Raw genomic sequence first — 16,866 nt, forward strand, 5'->3', positions numbered from 1 at the left:
CGGCCGCCGCTTCAGAAATCTACGGAGAAAGATCATGAAAGCAGCCCTTCACGCCTTGGCCGCTCCTGCACCCGCGCTACCGGCCTATGTCGCAAGCGGCAACGAATGCGCGCTGTTCGAGCATGCCTGGCGGCACCGGCTTCCGGTCCTGCTGAAGGGGCCGACCGGTTGCGGTAAGACGCGTTTCGTCGCGCATATGGCCGCGCGGCTGGGCTTGCCGCTCCACACCGTCGCCTGCCACGACGATCTCACCGCCGCCGATCTCACCGGCCGCTATCTGCTGAGAGGCGGCGACACTGTGTGGACCGACGGTCCGTTGACGCGCGCGGTCCGCGAGGGCGGCATCTGCTATCTCGACGAGGTAGTGGAAGCCCGCAAGGACGTCACCGTCGTGCTGCATCCGCTCACCGATGACCGCCGTATCCTGCCGCTGGAGCGAACCGGCGAGGAGCTCGTTGCTCCCGCGAGCTTCATGCTCGTCGTCTCCTACAATCCCGGTTACCAGACCCTGCTCAAGGCGTTGAAGCCGTCGACGCGGCAGCGCTTCGTCGCCATTGAGTTCGGCTTCCTGCCGACCGAGCAGGAGATTGCGGTGGTGTCGGCCGAGAGCGGGCTGCCGCCGGATCGCGTACGGCCGCTGGTCGCGCTTGCCGGACGTCTGCGGGCGCTGAAGGGGCATGATCTGGAGGAGGGCGTCTCGACCCGACTCGTGGTGTATTGCGCGACTTTGATTGCGGCGGGAGTCTCGATCGCCGATGCCGTGCTCGCCGGCATGATCGAGCCGCTGACCGACGATTGCGACGTCAAGGCAGCGCTGCGGGATGTCGCGCGCGCCGTGATCGGGTGAGGCAGATTCCATGCTCGACTTCCTCGAACTGGAGGAGACGGTCGGCCGTGCCTGGCACCGCATGGTCGGCGGCACCGCGAGCTATCCGGTTCACGATGATCACGCGGTCGCGCTTGCGGAGGTGAGAGGCCGGCTCGCGGTGATGTTTCGCGCGCTCGGAGGCGAGCCAGGCGTTCAGATCGCGAGCGCGGGTGCACGTAGCGCGGGCCATCGGCTCGGCTGGCGGCAGCGCATCGGCCTTGGAGACGAACGTCTCGAACAGCCGGGCCGCGACGCCACTACCATCTTCCTCCCCGACCGCATTGCGATATTTGCCGACCGTGACCTCAACGCATGCCTCTATCGCTGGCTTGCGGCGTGGTTCGCGGTCGCGCCGATCGAGACGATCACGGAGCATGATCCGCTGCGGCGGGACCTTCTGGTCTTGCGCCGGGCGAGCGAGACGGCGGTCTTCGTGCTCACGCAGTTTCCCGGGCTCGCCGCCGATTACGCGCGGCTCGCCGCAGCAATGGCCGAAGCCCGGCCGCAACGTCCGTTGCCGCGTCTTGAGCAGGAGATCGAGCGGATCGTGCTGGCCTTGCTCGGGACCGGAAAGGCGCCCGCAGGCCAGCTGTGGCCGGCGATGATGGGGACAGGTGCGCTGCCGGACAAGGCCCCGCCCGGCTATCGCTCGGTCCTGCCGTGTCCGCTCTGGGGCGATTGCTGGACGCGCGAGTTCTCGCCCGCGCATGCTGGCGACGACGCGTGCGCGCCGGGCGCGGGGGCCGCGACCCAGGACAATCGCAAGCGCTTTGCCGTGCGCGAGCGCGAGGACAACGCCAAACGCCGCGATCCCTTCGTGCTCAACCGCTTCGAAAAGATCCTCGCGATGGCCGAGATGGTCAATGTCGACCGTCCGGCCGATGACAGCGAGGACGAGGACGCGCAGAAGGCCGCCGACGATCTCGAGGAGATTACGCTGAGCCGCCGCAGCGGCAAGCCGGCGAGCCGGCTCAAATTCGATCTCGACCTGCCGCCGGAAGCTCTCGATGCCTCGCCATTGAACGCAGATCTCACCTATCCCGAATGGGACTACCGCAGCAGCTCCTACCTGCCCGATCACTGCCGCGTGCTGGCGGACGCCGCGTCCGAGACCGGAGAGACCTGGTCGCCCGACGAGACCATGCGCCGGCATATCCGTCAGGTACGGCAGCGCTTCGAGATCTTGCGGCCGCGCCGCGAATTGATGCGCGCCCAGGCCGATGGACACGACCTCGACCTCGACGCGCTCGTGCGCGCGCGGTGCGATCTTCGCGCCGGCAGCGGCGGCGGTCTCGATCGCATCCATGTCGCGATGCGCCCGCAGGGGCACGATCTCGCCGTCACACTGCTTGTCGACGTCTCGCTCTCGACGGACGCCTGGGCCGACGGCCATCGCGTGCTCGATGTCGAGAAGGAGGCGCTGCTCGTGCTCGCGCACGGCCTGTCGGCCTGCGGTGACCACTACAGCATCCTGACCTTCACGTCGCGCCGGCGGTCCTGGGTGCGGCTCGAAACGGTCAAAGCCTTCGGCGAGCCGATGAGCGCGGCAGTGGAGCGTCGTATCGGCGCGCTGAAGCCCGGCTATTACACGCGGATTGGCGCGGCGGTGCGCCACGCCTCGGCCGAGCTCGCCCGTCAGCCGCAGCGCAAAAAGCTGCTGCTCGTCCTCACCGACGGCAAGCCGAACGATGTCGATCATTACGAAGGCCGCTTCGCGGTCGAGGACACCCGCAAATCGGTGCAGGAGGCGCGCCGGCTCGGCATCGCCGCCTTCGGCGTCACGGTGGACGCAACCGCGCAATCCTATTTCCCGACGCTGTTCGGGCGCGGCGGCTACGCCATCGTCGGTAATATCCGCCGACTGCCCGCGGCGCTGCCGGCGATCTACCAGCAGGTGGCGCACTGATCCAGAAAGGGTGCGGCGTTCCGTTCTCTGGTGAGCTATTGCCCATGCTATGGGTATATGATCGAATGGCTGGATGGACCAGGGCCGGCCGAAACTCGATCTGATCATCTTCGACTGCGACGGCGTGCTGGTCGACAGTGAGCTGTTGAGCTGTCGGTGCCTGTCCGACGTGCTGGCCGAATGTGGCATCGCGCTGAGTCCGGAGCAGGCGTTCGAGCTCTTTCTCGGACGCAGCACCAAGGCGGTCGAGCAGCATTATCGGGATCTCGGGCAGGTCGTGCCGGACGGCTTTCTGCCGCGCTTGAAGTCGCATGTGTTGAGCACGTTCGCCGGATCACTCCAGCCGATCGCGGGTGTGGCCGCCGTGATATCGGAATTGCGGGCGCCATTCTGCGTGGCGTCGTCCAGCGACATCGACCGTGTCGCGCTCTCCCTTGACGTCACCGGCCTGCGGGCGCATTTCGGCGACCGGATCTACACGGCGCAGATGGTCAGGCACGGCAAGCCGGCGCCCGATCTCTTTCTCTACGCGGCCGAGCAGATGGGCGCGCAACCTGCGCGCACGCTGGTGATCGAGGACAGTGCGAGCGGCGTGCAGGCGGGCAAGGCGGCCGGCATGACAGTCTGGGGATTTGCCGGCGGCGGCCATTATCGCGGACGCGACGGGCAGGCTATACTGTCGGGTGCGGGGGCCGACCGGGTCTTCGCGCGCATGATCGATTTCTGGAAGGACGCCTGACGCCTGCCATGGCCGCCGAGAATGAAAAGTCCAGGCTCGATGACGCCGCGCGTGCCGGCTGGCTCTATTTCATTGCCGGTCACACCCAGGACGAGATTGCGAAGATGCTCCAGGTGTCGCGCGCGTCGGCGCAGCGGCTGGTGTCGCTGTGTCTCGCGGAACGGCTGATCACCTTCCGGCTCGAACATCCCATCGCCGCGTGCATGGAATTGGCGGCGCGTCTGAAGGAGCGTTTCGAGCTTAGCCATTGCGAGGTGGTGCCGGCGGATTCCGCCGCGCCGCAGGCCACGGCGGGCATTGCCGAACGCTGTGCCAACCTGCTCGATTCCACCCTGCGTTCGGAAACCCCCGTCATCGTCGCGCTCGGGACGGGACGCGCCGTGCGCGCCGCGGTCGAGCGCGTCACGCCGATCGACCGGCCCAACCACCAGATCGTCTCGCTGGTCGGCAATATCTCCGCCGACGGTTCGGCGAGCTTCTACGACACCGTCGGCCGGCTCGCCGACCGCACCGGTGCGCGGCACTATCCGATGCCGCTACCGTTCCTGATGTCGTCCGAGGATGAGCGCAACAAGATGGTCCGGATCGAGCCGATCGCGAAGGTCAAGGCGGTCGCGGCCAAGGCGGATTTGCGCCTCGTCGGCATCGGCCAGATGGACCAGAAGGCGCAGGTCCATGTCGACGGCTTCGTGACCCGCGACGAATTGTTCGAGATGATGCGGCAGGGGGCGATCGGCGAGATCACCGGCTGGGCCTATGATTCCAAGGGTCGGCTGCTGAAGGCCGGAACCAACAAGCGCCTGACCAGCATCCCGCCGGAGGTCCCGGCGAAGACCACCACGATCGGCGCCGCCGTCGGCGCCGCCAAGGTGCCGGCGATCGCGGCGGCGCTGAATGGGCGGCTGATCAATGGCCTGATCACGGACGAGGCGACCGCAAGGGCGATTCTGGAGCGGTAGGGCGGCGATAGCGCCTCTCGCACTGCTGTCATCATCCGCGAAGGCGGATGATCCAGTACGCCGCGGCCTCGCTTAGGGCAAATCAACAGGCGGCACGGAGTACTGGATGCCCCGCTTTCGCGGGGCATGACAGCTGAGTGCGAGGCGGCAGCTCTCATCACTCCCGCATCGCAGCACTCATAAGTTGCGCGAACATCTTTGTGCCTGCTTGACAACGGCGCGCCCTCAGTCGAACATACGCCCAACGCGTGGGCATATGCTCAAAAGCGCGAGCTTAGGGAGGTCACCGTGAAACACGTCCTCGGCGCCGTCTGTGGCGCGTCTTGCCTGTTGTTGGCCGTCCCCGCGATGGCCGAAACCACCCTGACGATCGCCACCGTGAATAACGGCGACATGATCCGCATGCAGGGGCTGACGGGTGAATTCACCAAGAAGAACCCCGATATATCGGTCAAATGGGTGACGCTGGAAGAGAACGTGCTGCGCCAGCGCGTCACCACCGACATCGCCACCAAGGGCGGCCAGTTCGACGTTCTCACCATCGGCACCTACGAGGTGCCGATCTGGGCCAAGAAGGGCTGGCTGGTGCCGCTCGCCAATCTTGGCGCCGACTACGACGTCGCCGACCTCCTGCCCAAGATCAAGGATGCGGTCTCCGTCGACGGCAAGCTCTACGCCGCGCCGTTCTACGGCGAGAGCTCGATGGTGATGTACCGCACCGACCTGTTCGACAAGGCCGGCCTCAAGATGCCTGAAAATCCGACCTGGGATTTCGTCATCGACGCTGCCAAGAAGCTCACCGACAAGAGCGCCGGCGTCTACGGCATCTGTCTTCGCGGCAAGGCTGGCTGGGGCGAGAACATGGCGTTCCTCTCGGCCATGGCCAATTCCTACGGCGCACGCTGGTTCGACGAGAAGTGGCAGCCGCAGTTCAATACGCCGGAATGGAAGGCGACGCTCACGACCTATGTCGACCTGATGAAGCAGGCCGGCCCTCCCGGTGCGAGCTCGAACGGCTTCAACGAGAACCTCGCGCTGTTCAATGCCGGCAAGTGCGCAATGTGGATCGATGCCACGGTCGCGGCGTCGTTCGTCACCAATCCGAAGGACTCCAAGGTCGCCGACAAGGTCGGCTTCGCGCTGGCGCCCAACACCGGGCTCGGCAAGAACGCCAACTGGCTGTGGGCCTGGAGTCTCGCAATCCCCGCCGGCTCGAAGAAAGCGGAAGCCGCCGAGAAGTTCATCGCCTGGGCCACCAGCAAGGACTACACCAAGGTCGTGGCTGCGAAGGAGGGTTGGGCCAACGTGCCGCCGGGCACCCGAACCTCGCTCTACCAAAACCCTGAATATCTGAAGGTCGCCCCGTTCGCGAAGCTGACGCTGGCCTCGATCGACGCCGCCGATCCGAACAAGCCGACGGTGAAGCCGGTGCCCTACGTCGGCGTGCAATATGCGGCGATCCCCGAATTCCAGGGCATCGGCACGCAGGTGGGCCAGCAATTCTCGGCCGCGCTTGCGGGATCGATGACGGTCGATGCCGCGCTCACCGCGGCGCAATCTTCAACCGAGCGCGAGATGAAGCGCGCGGGTTACATCAAGTGAGCTCGATCTCTCCCTCCTGAGCTCAGACTTGCGGCCATCCACCGCTAAGGATGGATGGCCGCCTTCTTCCCGCAAGCGGAGAGGCCAACAATGGCAACCCGGCAGACGCAGCTTCTCGCACGGACGCTCCTGACGCCGGCGGTCGGGCTGCTGTTCATCTGGATGATCGTCCCGCTCGCGTTGACGATCTATTTCTCGACGCTGCACTACAGTCTGCTCGATCCCGGCTCAGAATCGTTCGTCGGGCTGGAAAATTTCCGCTACTTCCTCACCGATCCCGCCTTCCTCGCCTCGCTCCAGAACACGCTGGTGCTGGTCGGCTCGGTGCTGGCGCTGACCGTCCTGCTCGGAATTCCGCTGGCGCTGTTGCTCGACCAGCCCGTGATCGGCCTCAACATCGTGCGGCTGATGGTGATCGCGCCGTTCTTCGTGATGCCGACGGTGAGCGCGCTGGTCTGGAAGAACCTGCTGATGCATCCAGTGTCCGGGCTGTTTGCCTGGATCGCCTCGCTGTTCGGCTTGACGCCGATCGACTGGTTCACCGACGCGCCGCTGCTCGCCGTGATCCTGATCGTGTCATGGCAATGGCTGCCGTTCGCGACGCTGATTTTGCTCACCGCGATGCAGTCGCTCGACGAGGAACAGAAGGAAGCCGCCGAAATGGACGGTGCCAGCGCGGTCTCGACCTTCATCTACATCACGCTGCCGCACCTCGCGCGCCCCATCACGGTGGTGATCCTGATCGAGACGATCTTCCTGCTCACCGTCTTTGCTGAAATCTACGTCACCACGGGCGGCGGCCCGGGACTGTCGACCACCAACATCGCCTTCCTGATCTATTCGCAGGCACTGATCCAGTACGATGTCGGCACCGCCTCGGCGGGCGGCCTCGTCGCTGTCGTGATCGCCAACATCGTTGCTTTTTTCCTCGTCCGTATCGTCGGTCGCAACCTGGAGGCATGAGACATGGCGCGGATGGCGACGAGGCAGCGGGTGGTGGTCTCGACCATCGGGGCGTGGTTCTTCGGCTTCCTGATCTTCTTCCCGATCCTCTGGATGGTATTGGCGAGCTTCAAGACCGAACTTGAGGCCTTCGCGATTCCGCCGTCCTTCGTGTTTTTCCACTGGACCACCGAGAACTACGCGACGGTGCAGGAGCGCAGCGACTATTTCCTCCACGCGATGAACTCGATCATCATCGCCGGCGGCTCGACGCTCATTGCGCTTTTGATCGCGATCCCCGCCGCCTGGTCGATGGCGTTCTCGCCGACCAAGCGCACCAAGGACATCCTGCTCTGGATGCTCTCGACCAAGATGATGCCGCCGGTCGGCGTGCTGGTGCCGATCTATCTGATCTACAAGTCCTTCGGCCTGCTCGATTCCCGCATCGGCCTCGTCCTCATCCTGTGCCTCGGAAACTTGCCGATCGTGATCTGGATGCTGTTCACCTATTTCAAGGAGATCCCGCGCGACATCCTCGAAGCCGCGCGCATGGACGGCGCTACCATCGGTCGGGAACTGATTTACGTACTGACGCCGATGGCGATCCCGGGGCTCGCATCGACCATGCTGCTGAACCTGATCCTGGCCTGGAACGAGGCGTTCTGGACGCTCAATCTGTCGACCTCGAACGCTGCGCCGCTCACCACGTTCATCGCGTCCTATTCGAGCCCGGAAGGGCTATTTTGGGCAAAGCTGTCGGCGGCTTCCACGTTGGCGATCGCGCCTATTCTCGTCCTCGGTTGGTTCAGCCAGAAGCAGCTCGTGCGCGGGCTCACCTTTGGCGCGGTAAAGTAGGAAGGGCTGCCGGATCATGGGTCAGATCACACTTCAGGATGTGCAGAAATCCTTTGGCCCCGTGCACATCATCAAGGGGGCGGACCTCGAGATCGCCGATGGGTCGTTCGTGGTGTTCGTGGGGCCATCGGGCTGCGGCAAGACCACGCTCTTGCGGCTGATCGCGGGGCTCGAGGACGTCTCCGGCGGCAAGATCCTGATCGACGGCAAGAACGTGGTCGACACGCCGCCGGCCAAGCGCGGGCTCTCGATGGTGTTCCAGTCCTATGCGCTCTATCCGCATATGAGCGTGCGCGGCAATATCGGCTTCGGCCTGAAGATGGCGGGGCTGGCCAAGGACGAGATCAACCGCAAGGTCGAGGCCGCCGCCGCAACGCTGAATCTCACGCCTTATCTCGATCGCAAGCCGCGCGAGCTCTCCGGCGGCCAGCGCCAGCGCGTCGCGATCGGGCGGGCCATCGTCCGCGAGCCCAAGGCGTTTTTGTTCGACGAGCCACTCTCCAATCTCGACGCGGCGCTGCGCGTGCAGATGCGGATCGAGGTGACGCGGCTTCAGAAGCAGCTCGGCACCACCGCGATCTATGTCACCCACGACCAGGTCGAGGCCATGACCATGGCCGACAAGATCGTGGTGCTCAACGGCGGCAAGATCGAGCAATACGGCTCGCCGCTGGATCTCTACGAGAAGCCGGCCAACCTCTTCGTGGCCGGCTTCATCGGTTCGCCCAAGATGAACTTCGTCACCGGCGAGCACGCCTTGCAGAAGGGCGCGGCAACGATCGGCGTACGGCCGGAGCATCTCAAGATCGAGCGCGACGGCGCCGGCGGCTGGCAGGGAACGATCGCGGTGGCCGAGCATCTCGGCAGCGACACCTTCCTTTATGTCGATGCCGGTCAGCTCGGCATGCTGACGGCGCGCTACATCGGTGAATTGAGCCTGCACGCCGGCGACCATGTATCGCTGGTGCCGGAGCCCGCGCGCATCCATCGCTTCGACGCGAGCGGTAACGCCATTCGGAACTGACAAGAAACGGCAAGAAAACCGGAAAGACCAAAATGTACCTGGAAAAATTCAAGCTGAACGGCAAGATCGCGTTCATCACCGGCGGCGGGCAGGGCATTGGGCTCGCCTGCGCCGAAGCGCTGGCTGAAGCCGGCGCCAGGGTCGTCATCGGCGATCGTGACAGCAAGGTCGCCGACGCTGCGAAGGCCAGCCTGAAGGCGAAGGGCTACGACGCCGAGACGGCGATCATGGACGTCACCGACACCAAGCGCGTGGCGGAAGTGGCCAACGACCTCGTTGCCCGCCACGGCAAGGTCGACATCCTCGTCAACAACGCCGGCATCGCCCGCAGCGAGACGCCGGCGGAGACCGTGACCGACGAGCACTGGCTCAACGTCATCGACGTCAATCTCAATGGCACCTTCTGGTGCTGCCGCGAGTTCGGCAAGCACATGCTCAACGCCAAGAGCGGCGCCATCGTCAATGTCGGATCGATGTCCGGATTCATCGTCAACAAGCCGCAGGAGCAGTGCTTCTACAACGCGTCCAAGGCCGGCGTGCACCATCTCACGAAATCGCTCGCCGCCGAATGGGGGGCGCGCGGCATCCGCGTGAACGCGGTCGCGCCGACCTATATCGAGACGCCGCTCAACGCCTTCGTGAAGAGCAATCCGAGAATGTACGATGCCTGGATCGGTGGAACCCCGATGGCACGGATGGGGCAGGTCGAGGAGATCGCCTCCGTCGTGCTGTTCCTGGCTTCTGAGGCCGCGAGCCTGATGACCGGCAGCATCGTGCTGGTGGATGGCGGCTACACTTGCTGGTAGGCTTGCGTCAAAATTGACGACAGCTTCCGGGGGCGACAATGCCGCGAGCGTATATCGGTGTCGATGTAGGGACCAATAGCACGCGGGCAGGGGTGTTCGACGAGGCGGGCACCTTGCTGGCGACGGCCAAACATCCGATCAGGATCTGGCATGAGGCCGGCGATGTCGTCGAGCAGTCGTCCCAGGATATCTGGGACGCTTGCACGGCGTCGGTACGGGCCGCGATGGCGGAAGCTGCAATCGCGCCCGACAGCGTCGGCGGTATCGGTTTCGATGCCACCTGCTCCCTCGTGGTGCTCGACCGGCAACGCGAGCCGCTCACCATCAGCGCCTCCGGCGACCGGCAGCGCAACGTCATCGTCTGGATGGATCACCGCGCCACGGCCGAGGCGCGGCTGATCAACGAAACCGGTGATGCCGTGCTGCGCTATGTTGGCGGCTCGATCTCGCCCGAGATGGAGATGCCGAAACTGCTGTGGCTGAAGCGGCATATGCGCGCGAGCTTCGACGCCGCAGGGCACTTCTTCGATCTGGCGGATTACCTGAGCTGGCGCGCCACCGGCTCGTTGCAACGCTCGACCTGCACGGTCACCTGCAAATGGAACTACCTTGCGCATGACGGTGGTGGCTGGAGCGCGCCATTCTTCAAGCGCATCGGCCTGTCGGACTTCGTCAACGAGAAATACGCCCGCATCGGCACCGAGATTGTCGCGCCCGGCACGCGGCTCGGCGCCGGTCTAACCGGTACGGCAGCTGCCGATCTTGGCTTGTCACCGGGCACGCCGGTCGGAGCGTCCCTGATCGATGCCCACGCCGGCGGCATCGGCGCAATCGGCGGCCGAGATGAGTCGGACGGCGCCACAGATGTCTCCGACCGCCTCGCCTACATCATGGGAACGTCGGCCTGCATCATGGCGACCACGAAAGAACCGTGCTTCGTGCCGGGCGTGTGGGGTCCTTATTACTCCGGCATGGTGCCGAATTTCTGGCTTAACGAGGGCGGGCAGTCCGCTGCGGGCGCTGCGATCGACCATCTTCTCAAATCGCATCCCGGCCACGCCGAAGCGAGCGCGGCTGCGCGCAGCGACGGTCTCGACCTCATCGAGTTTCTCGAGCGCCGCATCATCGCACGCGCAGGCGGCGCCAGCCGCGCCGCGCTGCTGGCCCGCGACGTCCATGTGCTTCCCGAGTTCATCGGCAACCGCTCGCCCTACGCCGATCCTGATACGCGCGCGGTGATCGCGGGCCTCGATCTCGACACCGACATCGCCTCGATGGAACGGCTGTTCGTCGCCGGTCTGTGCGGGCTCGCCTATGGGCTTGCCGAGGTGATCGAGGCCTTTGCCGCGCATGGCGTCCATTCCAGCATCATGATCATGGGCGGCGGCGCCAGCCGCAGTCCGCTGGTGCGGCAGATCATGGCCGATACGACTGGCCTCACCGTGGCGCTGCCGCAGACCACGGAGCCGGTGCTGCTCGGTGCCGCCATGCTTGGCGCCGTCGCCGGCGGCGCCTATGCCTCGATCGGGGAGACCATGGCAAAGATGTCGGCGCTGGGACGGAAGAGCGAGCCGACCACGCCCGACATCGCCGCCTTCCACGCCCGCAAACGCGAGGTCTACAGATTGCTGCGCGAGGTCGATCGCGGCAGCCGCGCCGCGATGCGTGGAATGGCCGGAGGTTGAAACGGATGTTGATTTCTTGCGGCGATGCGCTGATCGATTTCGTCCCGACGCGAAACATCGACGCGCGCGAAGCGGTGATGCCCGCCGTCGGCGGCTCCTGCCTCAACGTCGCGATCGGCATGGCGCGCCTGGACGCGCCGACCGGCTTTGTCGGCGGCATCTCGACCGACATGTTCGGGCGCATGATCGCCGACCACGCCGCTGCATCCAATGTCGAGCTCGCCCTCGCCACCCGCAGCGAACACCAGACCACGCTCGCCTTTGTTCGTATTCTCGCCGGCGAGTCGCATTACGCGTTCTATGATGCCGAGACCGCGACACGGAACTGGACCTACCGGCGCGGGTCCATTCCGTTCGATACTGTTGAAGCCCTCCATGTCGGTTCGACCACGCTCGTCAACGACCAGGGCGCGACCGAAACCAAGGCCCTGATCGCGGACGCACGGGCGTCCTCGACAATCTCTTTTGATCCGAACTGCCGGCCCAACCTCGTTAACGACAAGCCGGCTTATCTCGCGCGCATGGCCGAGTTTGCGGCCAGCGCCGATCTCATCAAGATGTCGGACGTCGATTTTACCTATCTGTTCGCCGAGGAGCCGTATCACCAGCGTGCGAGCACGCTGCTCGCACGCGGCGCGAGCCTCGTCGTCATCACCCGTGGCGACAACGGTGCGATCGCGTGGCATGCGGGGGCAGGGCAGATCGAGGTCGCCGCCCCCAAGGTCGTGGTCGCCGACACCATCGGCGCGGGTGACAGTTTTCAGGCGGCGTTGTTGTTCGCCCTGCACAAGCAGGGACGTCTCGCCCGACAGCAACTAAAGGATATCGGCGAGGACGAGCTCCGCCGCGCGCTGTCCTTTGCCGCCAATTGCGCTGGGCTGACCTGCACCCGTCCGGGCGCCGATCCGCCCTGGAGCCACGAGATCAGTTGGAGCTGGTAATTCGCTTTTTCCTTCTCCCCTTGTGGGAGAAGGTGGCGCGAAGCGCCGGATGAGGGGTTGCTTCCGCGAATTCACAAGCATGAGGTCACGCGCGGAGAGAACCCCTCACCCGTCTCGCCGCTACGCGGCGAGCCACCCTCTCCCACAAGAAGGGGAGAGGGGAAGCACGCCTCACAGCCGAGCGACAGCCTTCTCGGCGCATTTCAGAAAAGTGCGGATCAGCGGAGTCTGGGAGTCGCGCCGCCAGCAGACCGCGATGTCGATGGAATCGCTTGCGTCCCGCAGCGGCCGGAACACGACCCCGCGCGGCGCCCCGAGCTGGGCGCAGGCGGGCAGGATGGCGAGGCCTTCACCGGCGAGAACCAGGCTCATCGCCGAATGTACCGTCTCCACCCGGCTCGCAATCGGCATCACGATCTGATGCCGCCGCAGCAGGGCCGCGACCGCGGAGGAGGAGGGGTCCCGCTCCGGCGGCGGCAGCGCGATCAGCGGACGGCCCTGCAGTCGTGTCATTGGCACCGCGCTCAGGCGCGCAAGCGGCGAACGGTTTGGCACCGCCAGCATGAACGGCTGCGCGCCGATCCGGGCCACCTGGATCTCGGGGTGGTTGATGGCTGGCATGCAGATCGCGACGGTGACGCTGCGGTCGAGCAGCCGCGCCTCGCGCGTCGAGGCACTGAGCTCGGCGAAATCGAGATCGACGCCGGGAATGGATCGCCGGAGCTCGGGGATGAGACGCGGCAGCATCGCGTTCGCCAGCACGAACATGTAGCCGACGGACAGCCGACCACGGCTACCGGCCGCGACCGCGCGCGCGGCCTCGATGCCGTCAGCCGCCAGCGCCAGCGCCCCGCCGGCGCGCGCCAGCAGCGCCTGGCCCGCTTCGGTCAAATCCATGCCGCGCGTGCCGCGGCGGAACAGCGGCGCGCCGACCTCGGCCTCCAGCTTGCGGATCTGGACCGAGAGCGGCGGCTGCGCCATCCGCAGCCGCTCGGCGGCCTTGCCGACGCTGCGCGCCTCGGCGACGGCGACGAAATAGCGGAGCCGGCGAAGATCCATTGGCATACCGAAAACGTATGGGTTGGTGTTCAAAATCGTATTGGCGGCGAGTTAACAAAACTGTCATCCTGGCTGTCAATGCTATCGGCCACCGGCGGCCGGGTTCGGAGCGAAGTGACGATGAACGGTGATCCCTGCCTGCTGTCCGCAACCGTGCTGCGCGGCCTCATCGCGACAAAGCAGATCTCGCCCGTCGAGCTCACCCGCGCGGTGCTCGCCCGCGCCGAAGCGCTCCAGCCCGAGCTGAACTGCTTCATCACGATCTGCGGCGACGAGGCGCTTGCCGCCGCGCGCGAGGCAGAGCGCAAGCTGATGGCCGGCGGGCCGCTCGGCCTGCTGCACGGCATCCCCGTCACCGTCAAGGACATTGTCAACACCAAGGGCGTGAAGACCAGTTTCGGCGCCATTCCCTACAAGGACAATGTTCCGGACGAGGATGCCGTCGCGGTCGCGCGGCTCCGCGCGCAAGGCGCCATCCTGATCGGCAAGACCACGACGCCCGAATTCGGCAGCAAATGCCTGACCGACTCGCCGCTGTTCGGCCGCACCCGCAATGCGTGGAGTGCCGAGCGTTCCTCCGGCGGCTCCAGCGGCGGCGCGGCGGTGGCGGTGGCGAGCGGCATCTCGCCGCTGGCGATCGCGACCGATGGCGGCGGCTCGACGCGAATTCCCGCCGCCTGCAACGGCGTTGTCGGGCTGAAGCAGAGCAACGGCGTCATCCCGCATAGCCAGGCGCTGGACGTGTTCGGCAACCAGACCTATGTCACGCCGATGACGCGAACCGTCGCCGACACCGCGCTGATGATGCAGGCGATGGCCGGCGAGGATTCTTGCGATCCCTGGTCGATCGGCGTTCCCGTGTCCGATTTCATCGGCACGGCCGCCCCGCGCGGCGATCTGCGTGGGCAGAAAATCCTGTATTGCATGTCGCCGCCCGGACGCCCTGTCTCTGCCGACGTCGCAGCCGGCTTCAAGGTGAGCCTCGATCGGTTGGCAGGGCTCGGCGCCGAGCTCGAGGAATTCTCCGGCGAGGGGTTCGACATCGAGCCGATCTGGCGCGCCATCAATCACACCGTCTGGCGGACGCGCTTTGCAAAACTCGCGGCCGAGCATGGGGACGCGCTGAGCGAGGCCTTCCTCAAGCAGCTTGCGCTTGCCACCGACGTCAGCGGCGTCGCCTATCAGGAGGCGATGTTCGCCCGCACGGCGCTGTTCCGCCGGGTGCAATCCCTGCTTGCGCGCGGGCATTTGCTGGCGATGCCGACCATCACCCGCACCGCCCTGCCAATCGATCAGGATCTGTTCGGCACCATCGAGATCGACGGCAGGCAGTTTGACAGCGTCCGGCCGCACTGGTTCCCTTGGACCATGCCGTTCAACATGACCGGGCACCCCGCGATCAGTCTGCCCTGCGGCTTTGGCCGCGACGGCCTGCCGATCGGCTTGCAACTCGTGGGCCGCTTCCGCAGCGATGCCGACTTGCTGCGCGCGAGCGCGTTGTTCGAAGCCTCGCATGACCTCCTGTCCCGCTGGCCGGCTTGAGGAGAGGGACATGCAAAGGACTTGTTCGCAAAGCACTTGCCTCCGGTGCTCGGACATGTTGATCGTGCTGCGGATGAGCCCTGAATCCGAGCGCGCATGAGCGTATTTGTCCTCCGACGTGTGCTGACCTTGCTGGCGACGCTGGTCGGCGCGTCCGTGATCATTTTCCTGGTGCTGGATGCTCTTCCGGGCAACGCCGCGCAGATGCTGATGGGCGCCGACGCCTCGCCAGATGCGGTCCGTGCGCTCACCGTCAAGCTCGGGCTCGACCAGCCGCTGGCGCTTCGCTATCTGCAATGGATCAAGGGGCTGCTCGTCGGCGATCTCGGCAACTCCTATGTCTACGGCACGCCGGTCGCAAGCCTGATTGCGGAGCGGCTGGTGCTGACCGTTCCGCTCGCGATGATGTCCATGCTGATCACAGTGACGTTGGCGCTCTCGGCCGGCATCTACACCGCCGCCAACCACAACAAGCTCGGCGACGTCGGCGTGATGTCGCTGACCCAGGTGGGCATCGCGCTGCCGAATTTCTGGTTCGCGATCCTGCTGGTGCTGTTGTTTTCGGTGCGGCTGCAATGGCTGTCCGCGGGCGGCTTTCCCGGTTGGGAGGACGGCATCTGGATCGGGATCAAGTCGCTGCTGCTGCCGGCGGTATCGCTCGCGGTGGTGCAGGCCGCGATCCTCGCACGCGTCACGCGCTCGGCGGTGCTGGAAGTGCTGCGCGAGGATTTCGTCCGCACGGCGCGCGCAAAAGGGCTCGGCAAGCGCGAGGTGCTGTGGAAGCACGTGCTGCGCAATGCCATGATTCCCGTGATGACGGTGATGGGCCTGCAATTCGCCAATCTGCTCGCCGGCACCATCGTGATCGAGAACGTGTTCTATCTGCCGGGCCTCGGCCGCCTGATCTTCCAGTCGATCGCCAACCGCGACCTCATCGTGGTGCGCAACTGCGTGATGCTGCTCGCGACCATGGTCGTCATCGTCAATTTCGTGGTCGACGTGCTCTATGCCTTCGTCGATCCCCGCATCAAGGTCCACGATCTGTGAGCGCGCCGCTGACCACCCTCGTCGATGCGCCGGCCACAGCGCGCCCTCTGCCGGCCCGGACCTTCTGGCGCCGCGCGCTGCGTCATCGCAGCTTCGTGCTCGGCGGCGCGCTGAGCCTGCTGGTTCTCGCCTCGGCGCTGCTGTCGCTGCTGTGGACGCCTTGGTCGCCCTATGAGATCGACATCGCCGCAAAGCTCCAGCCGCCCTCGGCCGCGCACTGGCTCGGCACTGACGTCTTCGGCCGCGACATCGTCTCGCTGCTGCTGGCCGGCGCCCGCTCCACCATCATGGTCGGCATCATCGCGGTCAGCATCGGCCTCACCTTCGGCGTCTGTCTCGGTTTGATCGCGTCGGCCAGGCGGGGCTGGACCGAAGAGATCATCATGCGCTTCTCCGATTTCACCTTCGCCTTTCCGGCCGTGCTCTCCGCGATCATGCTCGCCGCGGTCGCGGGGCCGGGCATGGTGACCTCGATCGTCGCCATCGGCATCTTCCAGATCCCGACGCTGATCCGGCTGACGCGCGGCTCGGCCAACGCGATCTGGGCGCGCGAATTCGTGCTGGCCGCGCGCGCGGCAGGCAAGGGCAAGTTTCGCATCACCATCGAGCACGTGCTGCCCAACATCATGTCGATCCTGATCGTGCAGGCGACGATCCAGTTTGCGCTCGCGATTCTTGCCGAGGCCGCGTTGTCCTATCTCGGTCTCGGCACGCAGCCGCCGCAGCCGTCCTGGGGACGGATGCTGAACGACGCGCAGACGCTGCTGTTCCAGTCGCCGATGCTCGCGGTCTATCCGGGCGCTGCGATTGCAATCGCGGTGCTCGGCCTCAATCTGCTCGGCGACGGTCTACGCGATCTGCTCGACCCTCGACTGGCGCGGGAGCGATGAC

Annotated in this window: 15 protein-coding genes; 14 read left to right on the forward strand and 1 reads right to left on the reverse strand. The window is 65.6% G+C overall.

Annotated elements, in window-relative coordinates; translation table 11 throughout:
* The first annotated feature begins 34 nt into the window (after positions 1–34).
* The 11 genes from ABIB91_RS19370 to ABIB91_RS19420 all read left to right on the forward strand — a co-directional run bounded on the left by ABIB91_RS19370 (position 35) and on the right by ABIB91_RS19420 (position 12,327).
* Positions 35–847 (forward strand): CbbQ/NirQ/NorQ/GpvN family protein, encoded by an 813-nt coding sequence (locus tag ABIB91_RS19370; RefSeq protein ID WP_354164517.1) that lies wholly within the window; start codon positions 35–37, stop codon positions 845–847.
* Between the two features lie 10 nt (positions 848–857).
* Positions 858–2,774: a nitric oxide reductase activation protein NorD gene (locus ABIB91_RS19375; protein WP_354164520.1), complete on the forward strand. Its 1,917-nt coding sequence runs from the start codon at positions 858–860 to the stop codon at positions 2,772–2,774.
* A gap of 73 nt (positions 2,775–2,847) precedes the next feature.
* Positions 2,848–3,513 (forward strand): HAD family hydrolase, encoded by a 666-nt coding sequence (locus ABIB91_RS19380; RefSeq protein ID WP_354164524.1) that lies wholly within the window; start codon positions 2,848–2,850, stop codon positions 3,511–3,513.
* An 8-nt stretch (positions 3,514–3,521) separates the two neighbouring features.
* Entirely contained in the window at positions 3,522–4,472 is a 951-nt protein-coding gene (locus ABIB91_RS19385; RefSeq protein ID WP_354164527.1) for a sugar-binding transcriptional regulator, read from the forward strand.
* Positions 4,473–4,760: 288 nt separating this feature from the next.
* Positions 4,761–6,074: an ABC transporter substrate-binding protein gene (locus ABIB91_RS19390; RefSeq protein WP_219680967.1), complete on the forward strand. Its 1,314-nt coding sequence runs from the start codon at positions 4,761–4,763 to the stop codon at positions 6,072–6,074.
* Between the two features lie 90 nt (positions 6,075–6,164).
* Complete coding sequence (locus ABIB91_RS19395) at positions 6,165–7,037, forward strand: carbohydrate ABC transporter permease (RefSeq protein WP_219680968.1); 873 nt, start codon at positions 6,165–6,167, stop codon at positions 7,035–7,037.
* Positions 7,038–7,040: 3 nt separating this feature from the next.
* Entirely contained in the window at positions 7,041–7,871 is an 831-nt protein-coding gene (locus ABIB91_RS19400) for a carbohydrate ABC transporter permease (RefSeq protein ID WP_354164532.1), read from the forward strand.
* Between the two features lie 16 nt (positions 7,872–7,887).
* Positions 7,888–8,895 (forward strand): ABC transporter ATP-binding protein, encoded by a 1,008-nt coding sequence (locus ABIB91_RS19405; protein ID WP_007593209.1) that lies wholly within the window; start codon positions 7,888–7,890, stop codon positions 8,893–8,895.
* Between the two features lie 32 nt (positions 8,896–8,927).
* Entirely contained in the window at positions 8,928–9,701 is a 774-nt protein-coding gene (locus ABIB91_RS19410) for an SDR family NAD(P)-dependent oxidoreductase (protein WP_354164535.1), read from the forward strand.
* A 38-nt stretch (positions 9,702–9,739) separates the two neighbouring features.
* Positions 9,740–11,386 (forward strand): FGGY-family carbohydrate kinase, encoded by a 1,647-nt coding sequence (locus ABIB91_RS19415; RefSeq protein WP_354164538.1) that lies wholly within the window; start codon positions 9,740–9,742, stop codon positions 11,384–11,386.
* Between the two features lie 5 nt (positions 11,387–11,391).
* Positions 11,392–12,327 carry a carbohydrate kinase family protein gene (locus ABIB91_RS19420; RefSeq protein ID WP_354164541.1) on the forward strand — a complete coding sequence of 312 codons (936 nt, stop codon included), beginning with the start codon at positions 11,392–11,394 and terminating at the stop codon, positions 12,325–12,327.
* Between the two features lie 171 nt (positions 12,328–12,498).
* Here the strand turns inward: ABIB91_RS19420 and ABIB91_RS19425 are convergent, their stop codons facing one another.
* Positions 12,499–13,386: a LysR family transcriptional regulator gene (locus ABIB91_RS19425; RefSeq protein ID WP_354164544.1), complete on the reverse strand. Its 888-nt coding sequence runs from the start codon at positions 13,384–13,386 to the stop codon at positions 12,499–12,501.
* A 120-nt stretch (positions 13,387–13,506) separates the two neighbouring features.
* On the opposite strand from ABIB91_RS19425, the gene ABIB91_RS19430 reads away from it, so the two are divergent.
* The 3 genes from ABIB91_RS19430 (at position 13,507) to ABIB91_RS19440 (ending at position 16,865) form a co-directional block, all read left to right on the forward strand.
* Positions 13,507–14,928, forward strand: coding sequence for an amidase (locus ABIB91_RS19430; protein WP_354164547.1), 1,422 nt, complete (start codon positions 13,507–13,509; stop codon positions 14,926–14,928).
* A 96-nt stretch (positions 14,929–15,024) separates the two neighbouring features.
* Entirely contained in the window at positions 15,025–15,975 is a 951-nt protein-coding gene (locus ABIB91_RS19435) for an ABC transporter permease (protein WP_354164550.1), read from the forward strand.
* Positions 15,972–16,865 (forward strand): ABC transporter permease, encoded by an 894-nt coding sequence (locus tag ABIB91_RS19440; RefSeq protein WP_354164553.1) that lies wholly within the window; start codon positions 15,972–15,974, stop codon positions 16,863–16,865. The genes ABIB91_RS19435 and ABIB91_RS19440 overlap by 4 nt, the downstream gene beginning before the upstream one ends.
* The last annotated feature ends 1 nt before the right edge of the window (position 16,866 follow it).

This window comes from Bradyrhizobium sp. JR4.3 (assembly GCF_040547695.1).
In the GTDB taxonomy this organism is placed as follows: domain Bacteria; phylum Pseudomonadota; class Alphaproteobacteria; order Rhizobiales; family Xanthobacteraceae; genus Bradyrhizobium; species Bradyrhizobium canariense.

Bases quoted from the DNA above. Each gene is read 5' to 3' on its own strand.
- ABIB91_RS19410 (WP_354164535.1), top strand. From the start codon at position 8,928: ATGTACCTGGAAAAATTCAAGCTGAACGGCAAGATCGCGTTCATCACC.
- ABIB91_RS19405 (WP_007593209.1), top strand. From the start codon at position 7,888: ATGGGTCAGATCACACTTCAGGATGTGCAGAAATCCTTTGGCCCCGTG.
- ABIB91_RS19385 (WP_354164527.1), top strand. From the start codon at position 3,522: ATGGCCGCCGAGAATGAAAAGTCCAGGCTCGATGACGCCGCGCGTGCC.
- ABIB91_RS19430 (WP_354164547.1), top strand. From the start codon at position 13,507: ATGAACGGTGATCCCTGCCTGCTGTCCGCAACCGTGCTGCGCGGCCTC.
- ABIB91_RS19380 (WP_354164524.1), top strand. From the start codon at position 2,848: ATGGACCAGGGCCGGCCGAAACTCGATCTGATCATCTTCGACTGCGAC.
- ABIB91_RS19400 (WP_354164532.1), top strand. From the start codon at position 7,041: ATGGCGCGGATGGCGACGAGGCAGCGGGTGGTGGTCTCGACCATCGGG.
- ABIB91_RS19370 (WP_354164517.1), top strand. From the start codon at position 35: ATGAAAGCAGCCCTTCACGCCTTGGCCGCTCCTGCACCCGCGCTACCG.
- ABIB91_RS19395 (WP_219680968.1), top strand. From the start codon at position 6,165: ATGGCAACCCGGCAGACGCAGCTTCTCGCACGGACGCTCCTGACGCCG.
- ABIB91_RS19425 (WP_354164544.1), bottom strand. From the start codon at position 13,386: ATGGATCTTCGCCGGCTCCGCTATTTCGTCGCCGTCGCCGAGGCGCGC.
- ABIB91_RS19415 (WP_354164538.1), top strand. From the start codon at position 9,740: ATGCCGCGAGCGTATATCGGTGTCGATGTAGGGACCAATAGCACGCGG.
- ABIB91_RS19420 (WP_354164541.1), top strand. From the start codon at position 11,392: ATGTTGATTTCTTGCGGCGATGCGCTGATCGATTTCGTCCCGACGCGA.
- ABIB91_RS19435 (WP_354164550.1), top strand. From the start codon at position 15,025: ATGAGCGTATTTGTCCTCCGACGTGTGCTGACCTTGCTGGCGACGCTG.
- ABIB91_RS19375 (WP_354164520.1), top strand. From the start codon at position 858: ATGCTCGACTTCCTCGAACTGGAGGAGACGGTCGGCCGTGCCTGGCAC.